The organism is Pseudomonas sp. PSB11 (assembly GCF_014596605.1).
Taxonomy (GTDB): domain Bacteria; phylum Pseudomonadota; class Gammaproteobacteria; order Pseudomonadales; family Pseudomonadaceae; genus Aquipseudomonas; species Aquipseudomonas umsongensis.
Genome location: NZ_NOIO01000004.1, coordinates 320696 through 336314, shown reverse-complemented (window position 1 = coordinate 336314; position 15619 = coordinate 320696). Strand labels below are relative to the sequence as shown.

Genomic DNA, 15619 nt, shown 5'->3' with positions numbered 1-15619 from the left:
TCGACTTGATCGACGACCGACAATTTAAAAGTCAGTGTGTAATCTCGTTGACTGCGTTTTGTGCCCGTATCCATTGCACCTTCCTGATAAGAAGCCAGAAGGTGTAAACCTTATTCAGGACGAAGCACATGGTAGAAAAAAGCCGAGGCGCGCTGTCCCGGCTTTATTGACCCGTCAACGATGCAAGTGCTCTTGCAGGACTTGTGCGCACAAGAGCAGGGCTTTTTTTGCCACATCGTAGCGAGCCGGATAGTTGATGAACCCGTGAGGCATGTCGATGTACTCCTTTTGTTGCACCCGGACATCTGCCTTCCTGAGCTGATGCGCGTACTGCCGTCCCTCGTCCCGCAATACATCAAGACCGCAGGTGATGATCAACGCCGGTGGCAGGCCTCGCAGGTTTTCAGCGTAAACCGGTGAAAGCCTGGGGTCTGCACGGGACACGCCCTGCGGTATGTAATGCTCGATGTACCACTCGAGCATTTCACCGGTCAGCCCAGGTCCTTTGGCGAACTCGTCATGTGAGGGGTTGTTCGCCAGGCAATCGAGCAAGGGATAGAGCAGCAGTTGAAACGCCAACCGTGGCGAACCCCGTGCGAGCGCCCACAGACTGACGGCAGCCGCCAGCCCGCCGCCGGAACCGCCGCCTGCCACGGCCATGCGCGATGGAGCCAGGCCCAGACCTGCGCCTTCTCCAATCACCCATTGTGTTGCGGCACAGCAATCGTCCACCGCCGCAGGGAACAGGTGTTCCGGAGGACGGGCATAGTCCACGGCCACAACGGCGCAGCCTGCCCACTCACACATGTGCCGGCAAAAGCCATCGTGGGTATCGAGATCGCCGGTAACCCATCCACCCCCATGAAAAAACATCAGTACGGGGAAGGGGCCTGAGCCAGCGGGTGTATAGAGCCGCAGCGGCAGTGTTCGTCCCTGATTATCGATGATCAGGTCGCGAACCCTGACGACCATCGACGCGCGCAGTGCAGCCCTGACGGTTTCCACGTCGGGTCTTGAGCCTTGCCGCGGCGTCGTCATAGCTCGATCTCGCAGGCCGTGGCCTCGGTGGTGAGTTCGACCACATATTCCTTACTGATCAAATCGCTGACCGCCAGGCACATCAATGTCGGTGGATGCCCCTTGAAAAATTTCTTGTGCGCCTTGGCGATGTCCGGCCAGAACTTCATGCTGGTGGTGTAGATGCGGATACCGATGATGCTTCGTCGATCGACGCCAAGCTGATGGATGGAGTCTTCGATAATCTCCAGGCAACGCAGGGTCTGCTTGTACGCATTACCCGGCTTGAAGGGTTTGCCTTTTTTATCGAACGCCACGGTGCCGCCCATCAAAATCCGCTCACCGACCCGAATTGCCCGGCAGTATCCGGCGATTTTTTCCCATGGAGCTTGCGAAAAAACCCGTTGGATCTTCATTGTGTCGCTCCTTTGCCCAGGTCGATGGGCAGTGATTTCAATCCACGAAACTGCAGGTTATTGGTCCGCCACACCGCTGGCTTTTGCGCGATCAGTGAAAGCTCTGGAAACCGCTTGAACAACGAGGTGAACACCACTTCCGCTTCCAGTCGGAACAACGCGGTGCCCATGCAGAAGTGCTCACCCCGGCCAAATGCCAGGTGGTCGTTGGGCTTGCGCAGGATGTCGAAGCAGTCAGGGTTTTCGAACTTTGCCGGATCACGATTGGCAGCGGCGCGCATCAAGTAGACCAGGTCGCCTTGTTTCATCGTCACGCCGTGGATTTGCACATCTTCGTTGAGTACGCGATGACTGAAGGACCCGGCGGAATCGAAGCGCAGCATTTCCTCGATGGCCGGTTTGACCAGTGTCAGGTCGGCCTTCAAGGCCTGGTGCTGATGGGGATGTTCAAGCAAGTGCAGTAAACCAATGCACAGCTGATCGGCGCTGGTGGTGTAGCCCGCCACGAGGATAAAAACGATCTGTGCCAGCACCTCTTCCATGCTTGATGCGCTGTCTTTGGCGGCCTCCAGCACCCGGCTGACCAGGTCGTCCTCAGGCTGTTTTCGGCGCTGTTCAATGATGTCGGCAAAGTAGGCGTACATTTCCTCCACACCCTTGAGCGCTTGCGCCGGTCCGTAGTCGGGGTCGAGACTGCCGACCAGGAAAATCAGGATGTCATCGGTCCAGCGCCGCAGCTTCAATGCGTCCTCGCGGGCGATGCCGTAGAGTTTGGCGAGGATCAGCGCCGGTATGCGGTTGAAGAGGTTGGCCATCAAGTCGGTTTGGGGTTCGAGGCAGGACAGTTCCTCGTCGGTAATGACCTCGATGGTTTGCCGCAAGGTCTCGATGGCGCGGGGTGTAAAGGCCCTGCTCAACAGTTGGCGGCTGGCCTTGTGTGCTGCACCGTCCTGGGAGTACATCCAGTCCGAGGCGAGTTTGACGAACCCTGCCAGTTGCGCCCGTTTTTCCTCGGGCACCTGCGCATCGACCAGTTGTTGCATGCGGTTCGAGGAATAGCGCCTGGTATCGCCCTGGGCGGCGAAGACATCGCTGTAGCGGGTCAGGAACCACGCCTTGAAGTGGGGGCACCAATAGGCCGGATGATGCTCGCGCAGGTAGCGGTAAGCCGGGTAGGGTGTGCGAACCGTGTCGCGATCGGTGAAGTCGAGCAGCGCTTGAACGTCCATGGTCATGACTCCCCATACAGTGCCGCGGTGAACTGGTGGATGTAGTCCGGTTTATCGATAGGCGCGCTGACCAGTTCACTCGGCGGCGCCAGCAAGGCAGCCAGCGTGGCCAGTTGGTGTTCGTTGGCATGGCTGTCCAGTTCGCTGCCGTTGGCGACGAATCCGCCCTCGCTCAACGGCGCAGCAAACACTTCGATCAGGTCTTGCAGCGTTTGCGACGACACCAGATGGTTGTTCTCGACTTCCTCGATAATCAGGTCAAGGGCGCGCGCATAGGTCAGGGCCACGGCCTGGCGATGGGAGACTTCGCCCGGATTTCGACAGCGTTCGACCAGGGTCTTTTCAGTTCGCTGGGCAACGTTGGCGGTAGGACGTGAGGCAAAACGCGGCCGGGTGATTGCGTCCCTGGCCACCTGGTAGGCCATGACACTGTTGTCCCCTGCAAACGTCACGCTGATCTCGCAGTCCATGCGCAAGGTGACGATCTGGTTGTAATGGTGGAATCCCTGGGAGCCACAGATTTCCCGGCACATGCCCATGACATCCAGCGCGATCCAGGTGCCGACGCTTTTGGCGACGGCGGCGAGGATGTGCAGTTCCTTGCGCTTGTGCGGTAGGTCCCAGTGCGCTTCGAATTTCGCCACGATCGCCTGTTCCAACAGCTTCAGGGCGAGCGCCTTCAGTTGTTCGGTGTATAGCCGTTGGCGGATCACCGGTTTGACCAACAGGGGCTCGCAGGTGTTGCCGGTTCGTAGCTGGCGATGGCCGGTGAAACGGTAAGCCAGGTGGGTGCACAGGCTGGCTCCACTGCTTGCTGCGGCCAGGAGCAACAAACGCTCTTGAATGAACGTTTCCATGGCGCAGGTCAGGCGTTCGCTACGGGGGACATCGCTGCTGAACGTGCCGTCCCTGGTGAAGTGTGCGTGCCGTTGCATCAATGCATCCGGCGCCAGTTTCATCTGGTCGAAGCAAATGCCGGCCACCTGGTTGGCGTGGATTCCACCCTTGGGATCGCAGGCCACGACCTTGACGCCAGGCAACAACGGGCCATTTTCCTGTTGGCGGATCTGTACCCGAAACCAGTGCGGCCCTTCGTCCTCGCCGTCGACGATCAAGCGCGCCAGCACCATGACCACTTGAGCGGCGTGCAAGGCATTGCCGATCCAGTACTTGCAAGCCGCCGGGGAAGGCGTATGCAGGATCAGGCACTGGCTCTGCGGTTCAAAGGTGACGCGAGTTTGCAGGTTGCGCACATCCGAGCCGCTGTTGATCTCGGTGCAGCCAAAGGCATAAACCGCGCCCATTTCGATCACTTCCTGGCGGTAGCGCGCCACTTGCAACGCGCTTGCCTGGGCGAACAGGGCGTTGCCGGCGATCATGTGGTCGACGACCGAGGAGAACAGCGCGTAGTCGTAGGCGCCAATCAGCCCCGTGCGTTCGTACATCTGGCGAAAATCTGACTGGCGGGCCTGTCCCAACCACATGTCATTGGTGATCAGGCCATCGCGCACAATCGTGCGCATGCGTTCGATCGTCAGGTCCATGTAGTCGCGCAGCGGCAGCTGGTGGCGTTTTTTGGGGTCGAACAGCGGGGTGACCAGCCGTTCCCGGAGTGAAATGCTCATCGGATGTTCCTCTCGTAGATTTCGAAAAAAATTTCGAAACCACCAGAGTCAGAGAGCTGGCGGAACTTGAAGCACGCGCAATCGCCAGCTGTAGCAGCAGTGGCTATTTTTCTTGCCCATGGCTGCGTGCGCGAGGGATTCGCGGTGTTTCACAAGGCGGCGCGGTTCTGTCAAAGCGCAAAGCCAGCATCGCCACCCAACAACGTTGAGTTTTTCTCCATAGCCAGACTTCCTGTGTCATCGCTACTGGACTTTTACGGCGAGCCAGACTTCGTAGTGAAAGGCAGACAACTCTGTGCGGTACGGGTTGTACTTTAGCCGCTGAACAGTTCAGGGCAAGGTGAAATACGACCACTAGTCGGACGTCGTACGGGACAACACCTCGCCAATACTGCGCCGCCTGGCCTGCAACTCGGTGGCGTGGATCAGCTGTTCAAGGTCTTCGGGGGTGACGTCAATGAAGGCTTCCATTTGCGCAAGGGCCAGTTTCAGGTCCTGGGCCGTGATCGCCTGGCTGTCGACGGGAGGGTGGTCGGCGGGAACGACGGCCACCGGTTCGCTGGCGCGTTTCGGGTAACGGATGCGCGTCAAGTTGTTGTAGGCCAAGGCGCTGAACAGCATGGTCGATGCGGCGAGCATCACCGGGCCCAGGGCTTTCCAGTCCATGGCAATGGTCGCGGGGTCGGCCAGCACCAACAGCAATGCCAGTGCCCCGGCCGGCGGGTGCAGGCAACGCAGCCAGCACATCAGGATCAGCGCCATGCCCGCCGCCAGGCACGCGCTGCCCAGGGTCCGCCCCAGCACGTGGGCCACCAGCAGCGCTACCACCGCGGCACTCAAGTAGCCGCCGAGAATCGACCAGGGTTGCGCGAGCGCGCCGGACGACACGGCAAACAGCAACACCGCCGAGGCACCCAGCGGACCGACCAGGTGCTGCGCCACTTGCATGCCGAATACCTGAGCGCACAGCCAGACGCTGAACATTGTTCCCAGCGCCATGCCGATGGCAGCGCGACTCCATTCCGAAGGGCGGGTGTTGATAGCGGCGGGCAACCAGCGAGCAAGCATGATGAACATCGTTCCGTCAAAAACCGAGGAAAAAAAAGGGCTTGCCTGGGAAACCCGGAAAGCCCTTGAAGGTGTTCCAACTGTTGGGGGAGGAACGGCGACAGTGTGCCGCGCCTTTCCGATGCTGACAAATTCATATTAATGAAGCTTCAGTTCATAATTTCTGATGTATCGGGAATCGCATTTCCATTGGATGTCCAGCGCCATGGCCAGCACCGCCATGGGGCTCTGCTTGTGTCTGGCTAATGGCTGTTTCTTCGCACGTTTTCTGTAGGAGCGAGCATGCTCGCGATGGATTTCCCGGCGCCGCGGGGTATCAGGCTGCCCAAGTCATCGTTGGCGACCATCGCGACGGGTGTTATGCGACCACTTGAGCCGCCGGCCATTGCTGGTAGGGGATGGGCAACTTGCGCGACTCGCCGCGGCCCATCGGGAAGTACAGGAAACCATTGCGCGCCAGGCGCTCGGCATCGTACAGGTTGCGGCCGTCGAAGATCACCGGTGCATTGAGGCGCTGGCGGATCAGATCAAAATCCGGTGCCTTGAATTGTTGCCATTCGGTGCAGATGATCAGCGCGTCCGCACCGTTGAGTACCGATTCCGGGGTGCCCATCAGCATCAGCCTGCTTTCATCGGGGTACAGTTGCTGGGTTTGCTGCATGGCTTCGGGGTCGAACGCGCGGACATTGGCGCCAGCGGCCCACAGCGACTCCAGCAATGGCCGGCTCGGCGCATCGCGCATGTCGTCGGTGTTGGGTTTGAATGCCAGGCCCCAGACGGCGAAGGTCTTACCGCGCAGATCGCCTTTGTAGAAGGCCTTGAGGCGCTCGAACAGCTTGTGTTTCTGCCGCTGGTTGATGGCTTCCACCGCTTGCAGCAGGTCGCTTGTGCAATTGGCCTCTTCGGCGCTGTGGATCAGGGCACGCATGTCCTTGGGGAAGCACGAGCCACCATAACCGCAACCGGGGTAGATGAAGTGGTAGCCGATGCGCGAATCGGCGCCGATGCCCAGGCGCACCGATTCGATATCGGCACCCAGGTGTTCGGCCAGTTCGGCGATCTGATTGATGAAGCTGATCTTGGTCGCCAGCATGCAGTTGGCGGCGTACTTGGTCAGTTCGGCACTGCGCAGGTCCATGAACATGATGCGTTCATGGTTGCGGTTGAAGGGTGCGTACAGGTCACGCATCACCTCGCGCACGTCTTCGCGTTCGCAGCCAATGACGATACGATCCGGGCGCCGGCAATCGGACACGGCCGAGCCTTCCTTGAGAAATTCGGGATTGGACACGATATCGAACTGCAACAGGCGCCCGACCTTGATCAGGCACTTGTCGATATGCGCCCGCAACGCATCGCCAGTTCCCACCGGCACCGTGGACTTTTCCACGAGGATCAGCGGTTGTTCCCGGTGCCGCGCCACCGCCTCGCCGACCGCCATCACCTGACTCAGGTCTGCCGAACCATCGTCACGCGACGGCGTACCGACAGCAATAAACAGCACCTGGCCATGTTGCACCGCGAGTTTTTCATCGCTGGTGAATTGCAAACGACGGGCGTCCAAGCCTTCGCGCACCAGGCTGGCCAGCCCCGGTTCGAAAATGCTCACGTGGCCCTGTTGCAACAACTCGACTTTTTTCTCGTCGACGTCCATGCAGACCACGTCATGGCCCACTTCAGCCAGGACGGCCGCTTGCACCAGGCCAACGTAGCCGCTACCCAAAACACTGATTCTCATGGCTTGCTCCTGCCCCGATCGAGTCCGACCAAGGTTTAGCACTGCCATGTTTCAGTTCGTCTATCGGTTCGTCGGCCAGAACGGTGGTTGCCGGCAGAGTATTTGACTTTCAAGGCCACGACCGGCAGCGTAGCGGCCATCCCTGTCTTACAGCGTTTTTCTGCTTCCTCTTTATTCAAGGCCGTTTCGTTTGACTGACTTACCTGCTGCTGATCCAAAAGCCGCCAAACCCAATCCCCTGACCCTGTATCTGGCCCGACTGGCCCCCTCCAGCCAATTGACCATGCGATACGTCTTGCAGGACGCCGCCGACCGCCTGGGCTTCGAAGACATGAATGTCGAGGAGATTGCCTGGCACGACCTGCAACCTGAAGACGTCATCGCCCTGGTCGCGACCTTGCGCACCGACGGTTATGCGCCCAACACGTCGTCGCTGTACGTCAATGCGGTGCGCGGAGTGATGAACGAAGCGTGGCGCATGAGCCTGATCAGCCAGGAACACTTGTTGAAAATGCGCTCGGTCAAGGGTATCGCCGGCACGCGCCTGTCCCAGGGGCGCAACCTGCGGCGCTCATTGATCCAGGAATTGATGGAGGTCTGCGCCGCCGATCCTCGGCCACAAGGCCTGCGCGACGCCGCCATCATTGCGATCCTGTACGGTTCTGGCATGCGCAAATCGGAGTCGGTGAACCTCGACCTCAATCAGGTCGACTTCAATGAACGCAGCCTGCGCGTCACGGCCAAGGGCAACAAACAGTTGATCAAGTACGCCCCGGCGTGGGCTTTCGCCAAGCTCGATGCCTGGCTGGAACTGCGCCGCTCGATGCTAAAGGAAGGCGAAGAGGACGATACGTTCCTGTTCAACCGTATCCGGCGTGGCAGTCACATCACCCGTGAGCGCATTACCAAGCACGCGATCTACTACATTGCGCGCCAGCGGGGTACGCAGGTGGGGGTGAAAATCATGCCGCATGATTTTCGCCGGTCGTTCATCACCCGGGTGATTGAAGAACACGATCTGTCCATCGCGCAAAAGCTGGCGCATCACAGCAATATCCAGACCACGGCCAACTACGATGTGCGCGACGACAACGAGCGGCGTCGGGCGGTAGATCGCTTCGACCTTTGACGGCCTTGGCTCAAGGTTCGCTCAGCACGTGCGCGTGGCCGATCGTCGAGACCTGGACGGCGCTGCCCGCCGGCGGCGCATACATGCCGGAGCTGCGCACCAGCAAGGATCGGCCGATAGGCTGGTCGGGGGCGCGAGGCTGCAACTCCACGGTCAAGGTGCAGGTGTTGCCGCTGAAGTCGCGGTCGATGACCTTTGCCCGGCAGCCAGCGACACTGGTGTCGTCGGGCAAGATGCTGGCCAGTTGCAATTGTTCGGGGCGGAGCATGATCTGCGCCGAGTGGTTGTTGCGATGATTGTTGACCGGAATCCGGCCCAGGTCGCAATGCGCCCAGCCCGCCTCGATCCGGGCCGGCATGACCACGGCGTCGCCAAGGAACAGCGCGGTCTGTTCGTCTTCGGGGTAGCGGTAGAGGTCCAGCGGATGGCCTGACTGCACCAGCCGGCCATGGCGCATCACGGCCAGTTGATCGGCGAAGGACAAGGCTTCGCTCTGGTCGTGGGTGACCAGGATGGTGGTGATCCCTGCGTCTTCCAGCAGGCGGGCGACCATCTTGCGCATGACCGCGCGCAAACCGGTATCGAGTGCCGAAAACGGCTCGTCCAGCAACATCAGGCGCGGCCGCTGCGCCAGTGCCCGTGCCAGCGCAACACGCTGCTGCTGGCCGCCGGACAACTCGTGGGGCCAGCGCGCGGCCATGGAAGAATCGAGGGCTACGCTGTCCATCAACTGGGCGACACGCTCGTGCTTTTGGTGGCCTTTGATCGACAAGCCGAAGCCGATGTTGGCGGCCACGGTCATGTGCGGAAACAAAGCGCCGTCCTGCGGGACATAGCCAATCAGGCGCTGGTGTGCCGGTACTTCATGGGTGCTGTCGACCAGGGTTTGACCATCGAGCGACAAGCGGCCGGAGTCAGGGAATTCGAAGCCGGCAATCATGCGCAGCAAGGTGGTCTTGCCCGAGCCCGAGGGGCCGACAATGACCGTACGGCTGCCGCTGGGTACCGACAGGCTGACGTTATCCAGGGCTTTATGGGCGCCGTAGGACTTGTTCAGTGAATGCAGTTCAAGAGTGTTCATCGGCCAGCCGTTTTTTTCGATTGGTGATAAAGGAGCCCGGTCAGCGGCAGCGACAACAGGATCATCAGCAGGGCATAGGGCGCTGCCGCGACATAGTCGATTTCGCTGGTCATGGCCCAGAACCCGGTAGCGAGGGTCCGCGTGCCGTTCGGCGCGAGCAACAGGGTGGCGGTCAGTTCATTGGTGATCGCCAGGAACACCAGCGCCGCGCCGGCAGCCGCCCCCGGTGCGGCCAGGCGCAGGGTGATCAGCCACAACGCGCGGGCAGGGGAGCGGCCCAGGCTGCGGGCGATGTTTTCCAGTTCCACGGGGGCCTGGGCGATGCCCGCGCGCAAGCTCACCAGGGCCCGGGGCAAGAACATCAGCAGATAAGCCAGGAGCACGGTGATGGTGGTCTGGTAGATCGGCCGGGCAAAGTGAATGGTCACGGTCACCAGGGCCAGTGCCACGACGATGCCCGGCAATGAGCTGGTGATGTAGTTGCAGCTTTCCAGTATCCGTTGCATCCGTCCGGGATAGCGGATTGACAGCCAGGCGATCGGAATGGCCGCGCAGGTGGTCAGGGCCGCGCCCGCGAGACCCAGCAGCAAGGTCTGTTGCAGGGCCGGCAGGAGCTCATCCAGGTCCCAGGCTTGCACGCCGCCGGCGATCAACCATCCGCCAAGGGTGATCAGGGGCACCCCCAGCGCCAGGGCACATGTGACGCCCTGCAAGGTCAATGCGAGCACCCTGGCCGGGGTTTTCAGGCGCACCACCCGTTGCTCACGGGCGCTACCGGAGCCCACGCGGGCGTAGCGCGCATGGCCCCGAGCGGCGGATTCCACGGTCAGCATCACCAGGCAACACAAGGCAAGCACGCTGGCCAGCATGTGGGCGGCAGGCCCGTTGAAGGTGGACTTGAACTGATCGAAGATCGCGGTGGTGAACGTGTCGAAGCGGATCATCGCGTACAGGCCATACTCGGCCAGCAGATGCAGGCCGACCAGCAATGCGCCACCGCAAATGGCCAGGCGCAACTGCGGGAGCACGACGCGAAAAAATACAGCCCACGGCTTGAGTCCAAGGGATTCGGCGACATCTTCAATGGCCGGGTCGAGGCGCCGCAGCGTTGCCGCAATCGGCAGGTAGAGAAACGGGAAGTAGGCAATGACCGACACCAGCACCCCGGCCAACAAGCCGTGGATCGGCGGCACCAGGCTGACCCAGGCATAGCTGTGGACAAAGGCTGGCACCGCCAGGGGCGCCGTGGCCAGTAACGACCACCAGCGCCGCCCCGGCAGATCCGTGCGTTCGGTCAGCCAGGCCAGTGCCACACCCAGCGCCACGCAGAGGGGAATGGTCAGCACCACCAGCAACACGGTGTTGGTCAGCAACTCGCCCACCCGCGGGCGGAACACCAAGGTCACCACCGTGGACCAGCCGGTTTGCAGGGACACGCCGATGACGTAGGCAATCGGCAGCAGTGCCAGTAACGACACCAGCACCGACAACCCGACCACCCACGCGCCACCGCGGCTCGCGAACACGCCGCGTGACCGTCTACGTAAATTGGCGGGTAGCGCTTGGGCGGTACCCACCGGCAGGATTTCAGGCATCAATTAGAGCAGTCCTGCCTGAGTCATCAGCTCCACGGCTTTTTTACTGTCGAGTTTCGAGGCGTCCACGGACGGCGCGGCGAGCTGCTGCAAAGGCACCAGTTTAGGGTTGGATTCGGCGTTCTTGCCCACGGCATATTCAAACGACTTGCCGTCCTTGAGGATGGCCTGGCCATCCTTGCCAGTGATCCACTTGAGGAACGCCTGGGCTTGTTCCTTGTGTTTGCTGGAGGCCAGGACGCCACCTCCGGAAATGCTGACAAACGCGCCCGGGTCCTTGTGTTTGAAGTAGTGCAAGGCAGTGTTCTTGCTGTTCTCGCCGGTCTTGGCCTGATCGACGAAGCTGTAATAGTGGTAGATCACGCCGCTGTCGATCTGCCCGGCATTCACCGCCTTGAGCACCGAACTGTTGCCCCGGTACGCGCTGAAGTTGGTTTTCATCGCCTTGAGCCACTCCAGGGTGGCGGCTTCGCCTTTTTGTTCGAGCATGGCGGCAACGATCGCCTGGAAGTCGGCGCCACCCGGGGATGCGCCCCAGCGGCCTTTCCAGTTCGGCGCGGCAAGGTCCATGATCGATTTGGGCAACTGGTCTTGCGGCAATTTGCTCGGGTTGTAGACGAACACCGTGGAACGTGCAGCGATGCCCAGCCATTTGCCGTGGGCCGGGCGGTAGGCTGAATCGACCTGCTCCAGGGTGGTTTTGTCCACGGGCGCGAACAAACCGGCGTTGTCGACCAGCACCATCGCCGGGGAGTTCTCGGTGAGGAATACATCGGCCGGCGAGTCGGCGCCTTCCTGCACGATCTGGTTGCCCATTTCGGTATCATCGCCGTTGCGCAAGGTCACCGGAATACCGGTTTGCTGCGTAAAACCTTCGACCCAGGATTTGGTCAGGCTTTCATGCTGTGCGTTGTAGACCACGATACCAGCGGTATCGGCGGCGTACGCGTGACCAACGCTCAGCAAAGCGGTGGCCAGCAGGGCCTTTTTGAGGAACGAAGGGATAGGGGACTTCATGCGGCGCCGGCTCCTGTTTTTTTTGGGTCGTGCAAACTGATTCAATCGAGAAAAAGAACGACGTCAATTATTCTAGATCAATACGAATCATTTGCAGATTCAAGGCGCGCTAATGTAAAGCCCCAAATGAGAAAAAATCGTCAAATCCTGTGGGCGAACCTTTGTGGCGAGGGGATTGCATCATTGGTTGGCATTTGTGGAGGGACAACCTTTTTGCGTGCCAGCCGCTGCCTGGCTGATCAGCGCGGCCAGGCGCCTGACGTTGTTCTGCTGCGCGGCTACCAGCTCCTCGATCGAGGGGCCTGATGGCGTCTGCAGGGTGCTGCGGCAATTGCCGATGACGTCCTCATGGCCATTGCTGCTGCGCAGGCGCCATCTCACGTCGAGCAATCCATACTGGCCAGGAATCGAATCGAAGCGCTGTACCTCCAGGCGCACCGACAGCTTGCGTTGCGGATTATTGTTGATCATCTGGTCGAGCAAGGCACTGCGCAACTCATCCACCAGGCTGGCACCCCACCAGTCGGTTTCCAGGATCGCCATGCCGGTATTGCCCTGGCGTACGACAATCTGCGGGCGATCGACCTGCGGCGGGACGCTAAGCAATTCAATCTCGATTTGCGCGCCATTGCGTGAAGTACCCGTCAGTTGGGCTGGGGTCAGGGTGTGAAACTGGATTGGATCGCTGCGGCAAGCGGCGAGCAACGACAACGCGGCGAACAAGGTGATTTTCAGCGAAAAAGCCATGAATGTTGCTCCTGTGGTCATTTGCTCGGCGGCCCTTGCATATCGATCGGCGCGGCATTGTTTGGACGGCCGCGTATCAACGATTCCGGATGCCGGCCCAGATAATCGGCCAGATCACGCAAGGCGCGCGAGGTGCGTCCGAGTTCGTCCAGGGTCTGGCCGAGTTTTTCCCGTTGCGGCGAGTCATCGGCAAGCGTCGAATTGGCCGATTGCAAGGTGGTGCTGGCCGATTGCAGGGTCTTGCTCACGTCCCCCAGCGTGCTTTGTACGCTAGGCAAAGTCTTGGCATTGAATTGCGACAAACCCTTGCGCAATTCGATGAGGTTGCTGTCCAGATTGCCGGCGATCCGTTCGATGGGCAGTTGATTGATCTTGGTGACCATGGCCTCGAGCTTTTCCTGCAATTGTTCGAGGCTGCCCGGAATCGTTGGAATGGAAACGGGGCGGGCGGTGGGATCGAAAACGACTTTCTCCGCCTTGGGGTAAAAATCGAGTGCAATGTATAGCTGGCCGGTCAATAGATTGCCGCTACGGGCCTGCGCACGCAGGCCGTTTTCGACGAAAGAGCCCATCAGGCGGACGCCCGCGGCTTCGTCATTGGGGTCATGATTCAAGGCCTTGAGCATTTTTGCGTGGGCCTGGCCGAGTCGCTGCGGATAAATCACGATGCCGACATTGACCGGGAACGTGCGTTTCTTCGCGTCGAAATCCAGATTGATCGAGACAACTCGCCCGAATTCGACACCCAGGAATTCCACCGGTGCATCGACCTTGAGCCCGCGCAGCGCCTGATCGAAACGTAAACTCAGGTATTGCGCCTTGCCGTAGGGCGGGGCGAGGGCTGTTTGCTGGTCCTCGAACAGTTCGTAGGCATATTCTTCCGGGGCCGGTTTGTCGTCGGGGCTGTATTCCGGCGCACGGAACGCAATCCCACCCACCAGCAAGGAAGACAGGGACTCGGTCTTGACCGCAAAACCGTTGGCACCGACGCTCACGTCCACACCGCTGGCGTTCCAGAATCGGGTGTTCTCAGTGACGTACTGATCATTGGGGGCGTGGATGAATAGTTCGATGTTCACCCCTTTGCCATCGGGATCCAGGGCGTAGGCCACGACCTGGCCGACCGGAATCTTGCGGTAGTAGACCGGCGAGCCAATATCCAGTGACCCCAGGTCCTGGGTGTGCAGGGTGAAACGCTTGCCCGGCTCGCCATAGGTGATGGCTGGCGGGTTTTCCAGACCTTTGAAGTTCTTGGCGCGTGCATTGTCCTGGCCGATATCGGCGCCGATGTAGTCCCCGGACAACAGCGTATCGATACCCGACACCCCGCCAGCGCCGATCCGCGGCCTGACCACCCAAAACTGCGAGTCTTTGCGGGTAAAGCTTTCGGCCTGTTTGGCCAGTTTGATGGTGGCATTCACGCTCTTCTGGTCGTTGGCCAGTTCCACGTCCGAGACATGGCCGATCACCACGTTGCGGTATTTGACTTCGGTCTTGTTGGCGGTCAGGCCGTCACCGGTCTTGAACTTGACCGTGATGGTCGGCCCCTCCTGCAAGATGCTGTGAACCACCAGCGATATCCCTACCAGCACCGCAACGATCGGTACGATCCACACGAGCGAAAAGCTGAAGCGGCGGGTCTTGATCGGAGCTTGCCCCGGGACCAGCGGCCCGTCAGTGGCTTGTGACTTCATCCGTGACCTCCTCATTTAATGGTTTTTGCCGCTCTTTATCCCAGATCAGTCGCGGATCGAAACTCATCGCGGAGAGCATGGTGAACACCACCACCAGGCCAAAGAACAAAATCCCCGGCCGCGGTTCGATATCGGCCAGGGCCTGGAACTTGACCAGGGAGGCCACCAGGGCCACCACGATGACGTCAAGCATCGACCAATAACCGATGAGCTCGACAAAACGGTACATCTGCGAGCGCTCGCGCAGTGCCCACTGGCTATCGCGCTGAACGGTCACCAGCAGCAGCGTCAGTGCGACGAACTTGACGCCTGGCACCGCGATGCTGGCGATGAAGATGATCAGGGCAATGTCCCATGCGCCGTGCTGCCAGAACTCGATCACGCCGCTCATGATCGTGCTGTCGGCGCCATTGCCGACCATCTTGGTGTTCATCACCGGCAACAGGTTGGCCGGGATGTAAAACACCAGGGCGGTGAACATATACGCCCAGGTCCGGGTCAACGAGTTGGTTTTACGTCGATGCAGGGGGGCGCCACAGCGCTCGCATTCATGGGGTTCGAACGTCATGTCACAGGCCAGGCCGCAGCTGTGGCAAAGGCACAGGTTGAGATCGCTGGCGACAGGAGGTGTTGTCATACGATGTCCCACAGTTCACGGATATCGCGGCCGGCAATGCGGATCATCATCAGGCTGAGGATAGCCAAGGCGAACAGACCGATGCCGGGCAGCACATCCAGTAACCCGGCGAGCTTGATCACGGCGACCATTGCTCCCAGCAGGCAGACTTCCAGCATGCTCCACGGCCTGAGGGTTTCCAGCCAGCGCATGCAAAACCTGAAGCCGGGGGCGCGCCGCGAGGTGAGGGCGTAGCTCAGCACCCAGATCAGCAGCAGCAACTGGAAAATCGGCGCGATGATCATGGCGATTGCCGCCACCAACGCAATGAACGTGATCGGCCCAAGGCTCAGCGCCAGTACCGAATCCCAAAGGGTCGCGCTGTTTTTCAGGCCTTTGAGGCTGATGCTCATGACCGGATAGAAGTTGGCGAAAATCCACAGCACCAATGCCGTGAAGGTCAATGCCAGGCGCTGCTCCACGGTCAGGCCGTTATAGCGCTGAAGTACACCGCCGCAGCGTGTACACAGGGTTTTCTGATGTTTGGCGAGTGTGACTTTTTGATACACGCAGTCGCAGTGCTCGCAGATGATCAGTTGATCAGTAGTTGCCATGGGCCAGGCTCAACAGGAGGCACGAAGTTCAGA

At 60.2% G+C, this 15619-nt stretch carries 15 protein-coding genes; 2 read left to right on the top strand and 13 right to left on the bottom strand.

All coding sequences use genetic code 11. The features are described 5' to 3' along the window. Positions 1-174: 174 nt before the first annotated feature. From CGA21_RS08215 to CGA21_RS08195, 5 genes are all read right to left on the bottom strand, one after another. Positions 175-1038 (bottom strand): alpha/beta hydrolase, encoded by an 864-nt coding sequence (locus CGA21_RS08215; RefSeq protein WP_188263943.1) that lies wholly within the window; start codon positions 1036-1038, stop codon positions 175-177. Then, entirely contained in the window at positions 1035-1433 is a 399-nt protein-coding gene (locus CGA21_RS08210; RefSeq protein ID WP_110747337.1) for a Rid family hydrolase, read from the bottom strand. Before CGA21_RS08210 ends, CGA21_RS08215 begins: the two co-directional genes overlap by 4 nt. Further along, complete coding sequence (locus CGA21_RS08205) at positions 1430-2662, bottom strand: cytochrome P450 (protein ID WP_188263942.1); 1233 nt, start codon at positions 2660-2662, stop codon at positions 1430-1432. The genes CGA21_RS08210 and CGA21_RS08205 overlap by 4 nt, the downstream gene beginning before the upstream one ends. A 2-nt stretch (positions 2663-2664) precedes the next feature. After that, the gene (locus tag CGA21_RS08200) at positions 2665-4287 is read right to left on the bottom strand and encodes an acyl-CoA dehydrogenase family protein (protein ID WP_188263941.1); all 1623 of its coding nucleotides are present in this window, start codon (positions 4285-4287) and stop codon (positions 2665-2667) included. Positions 4288-4641: 354 nt separating this feature from the next. Beyond that, complete coding sequence (locus CGA21_RS08195; protein ID WP_110747847.1) at positions 4642-5355, bottom strand: HPP family protein; 714 nt, start codon at positions 5353-5355, stop codon at positions 4642-4644. On the opposite strand from CGA21_RS08195, the gene CGA21_RS08190 reads away from it, so the two are divergent. After that, complete coding sequence (locus CGA21_RS08190; protein WP_188263940.1) at positions 5354-5497, top strand: hypothetical protein; 144 nt, start codon at positions 5354-5356, stop codon at positions 5495-5497. The two genes, CGA21_RS08195 and CGA21_RS08190, sit on opposite strands and share 2 nt — an antisense overlap. Positions 5498-5713: 216 nt before the next feature. On the opposite strand, the gene CGA21_RS08185 is transcribed toward CGA21_RS08190, so the two are convergent. Further along, complete coding sequence (locus CGA21_RS08185; RefSeq protein ID WP_110747328.1) at positions 5714-7093, bottom strand: UDP-glucose dehydrogenase family protein; 1380 nt, start codon at positions 7091-7093, stop codon at positions 5714-5716. A 190-nt stretch (positions 7094-7283) separates the two neighbouring features. Here CGA21_RS08185 and xerC point away from each other — a divergent pair, with 190 nt between their 5' ends. Then, positions 7284-8222 carry a tyrosine recombinase XerC gene (xerC, locus tag CGA21_RS08180; protein WP_411157061.1) on the top strand — a complete coding sequence of 313 codons (939 nt, stop codon included), beginning with the start codon at positions 7284-7286 and terminating at the stop codon, positions 8220-8222. A 10-nt stretch (positions 8223-8232) separates the two neighbouring features. Here xerC and CGA21_RS08175 read toward each other — a convergent pair whose 3' ends face one another. The 7 genes from CGA21_RS08175 to CGA21_RS08145 form a co-directional block, all read right to left on the bottom strand. After that, positions 8233-9303, bottom strand: coding sequence for an ABC transporter ATP-binding protein (locus CGA21_RS08175; protein ID WP_110747327.1), 1071 nt, complete (start codon positions 9301-9303; stop codon positions 8233-8235). Further along, positions 9300-10898, bottom strand: a complete 1599-nt coding sequence (locus tag CGA21_RS08170) for an ABC transporter permease (protein WP_188263939.1) — start codon at positions 10896-10898, stop codon at positions 9300-9302. Before CGA21_RS08170 ends, CGA21_RS08175 begins: the two co-directional genes overlap by 4 nt. A 3-nt stretch (positions 10899-10901) precedes the next feature. Beyond that, positions 10902-11915 carry an iron ABC transporter substrate-binding protein gene (locus CGA21_RS08165; RefSeq protein WP_188263938.1) on the bottom strand — a complete coding sequence of 338 codons (1014 nt, stop codon included), beginning with the start codon at positions 11913-11915 and terminating at the stop codon, positions 10902-10904. Between the two features lie 180 nt (positions 11916-12095). Then, positions 12096-12662 (bottom strand): membrane integrity-associated transporter subunit PqiC, encoded by a 567-nt coding sequence (locus CGA21_RS08160; RefSeq protein WP_179055261.1) that lies wholly within the window; start codon positions 12660-12662, stop codon positions 12096-12098. Between the two features lie 17 nt (positions 12663-12679). Then, the gene (locus CGA21_RS08155; protein WP_110747318.1) at positions 12680-14356 is read right to left on the bottom strand and encodes an intermembrane transport protein PqiB; all 1677 of its coding nucleotides are present in this window, start codon (positions 14354-14356) and stop codon (positions 12680-12682) included. Next, positions 14337-14993, bottom strand: coding sequence for a paraquat-inducible protein A (locus tag CGA21_RS08150; protein WP_110747315.1), 657 nt, complete (start codon positions 14991-14993; stop codon positions 14337-14339). Before CGA21_RS08150 ends, CGA21_RS08155 begins: the two co-directional genes overlap by 20 nt. Beyond that, positions 14990-15586, bottom strand: a complete 597-nt coding sequence (locus CGA21_RS08145) for a paraquat-inducible protein A (RefSeq protein WP_110747312.1) — start codon at positions 15584-15586, stop codon at positions 14990-14992. Before CGA21_RS08145 ends, CGA21_RS08150 begins: the two co-directional genes overlap by 4 nt. Positions 15587-15619: the final 33 nt, after the last annotated feature.

Coding starts and splice junctions, on each gene's coding strand:
- CGA21_RS08170 (WP_188263939.1), bottom strand. CDS start 10,898: ATGCCTGAAATCCTGCCGGTGGGTACCGCCCAAGCGCTACCCGCCAAT.
- CGA21_RS08150 (WP_110747315.1), bottom strand. CDS start 14,993: ATGACAACACCTCCTGTCGCCAGCGATCTCAACCTGTGCCTTTGCCAC.
- CGA21_RS08190 (WP_188263940.1), top strand. CDS start 5,354: ATGATGAACATCGTTCCGTCAAAAACCGAGGAAAAAAAAGGGCTTGCC.
- CGA21_RS08175 (WP_110747327.1), bottom strand. CDS start 9,303: ATGAACACTCTTGAACTGCATTCACTGAACAAGTCCTACGGCGCCCAT.
- CGA21_RS08205 (WP_188263942.1), bottom strand. CDS start 2,662: ATGGACGTTCAAGCGCTGCTCGACTTCACCGATCGCGACACGGTTCGC.
- CGA21_RS08210 (WP_110747337.1), bottom strand. CDS start 1,433: ATGAAGATCCAACGGGTTTTTTCGCAAGCTCCATGGGAAAAAATCGCC.
- CGA21_RS08215 (WP_188263943.1), bottom strand. CDS start 1,038: ATGACGACGCCGCGGCAAGGCTCAAGACCCGACGTGGAAACCGTCAGG.
- CGA21_RS08200 (WP_188263941.1), bottom strand. CDS start 4,287: ATGAGCATTTCACTCCGGGAACGGCTGGTCACCCCGCTGTTCGACCCC.
- CGA21_RS08155 (WP_110747318.1), bottom strand. CDS start 14,356: ATGAAGTCACAAGCCACTGACGGGCCGCTGGTCCCGGGGCAAGCTCCG.
- CGA21_RS08160 (WP_179055261.1), bottom strand. CDS start 12,662: ATGGCTTTTTCGCTGAAAATCACCTTGTTCGCCGCGTTGTCGTTGCTC.
- CGA21_RS08145 (WP_110747312.1), bottom strand. CDS start 15,586: ATGGCAACTACTGATCAACTGATCATCTGCGAGCACTGCGACTGCGTG.
- CGA21_RS08195 (WP_110747847.1), bottom strand. CDS start 5,355: ATGCTTGCTCGCTGGTTGCCCGCCGCTATCAACACCCGCCCTTCGGAA.
- CGA21_RS08185 (WP_110747328.1), bottom strand. CDS start 7,093: ATGAGAATCAGTGTTTTGGGTAGCGGCTACGTTGGCCTGGTGCAAGCG.
- CGA21_RS08165 (WP_188263938.1), bottom strand. CDS start 11,915: ATGAAGTCCCCTATCCCTTCGTTCCTCAAAAAGGCCCTGCTGGCCACC.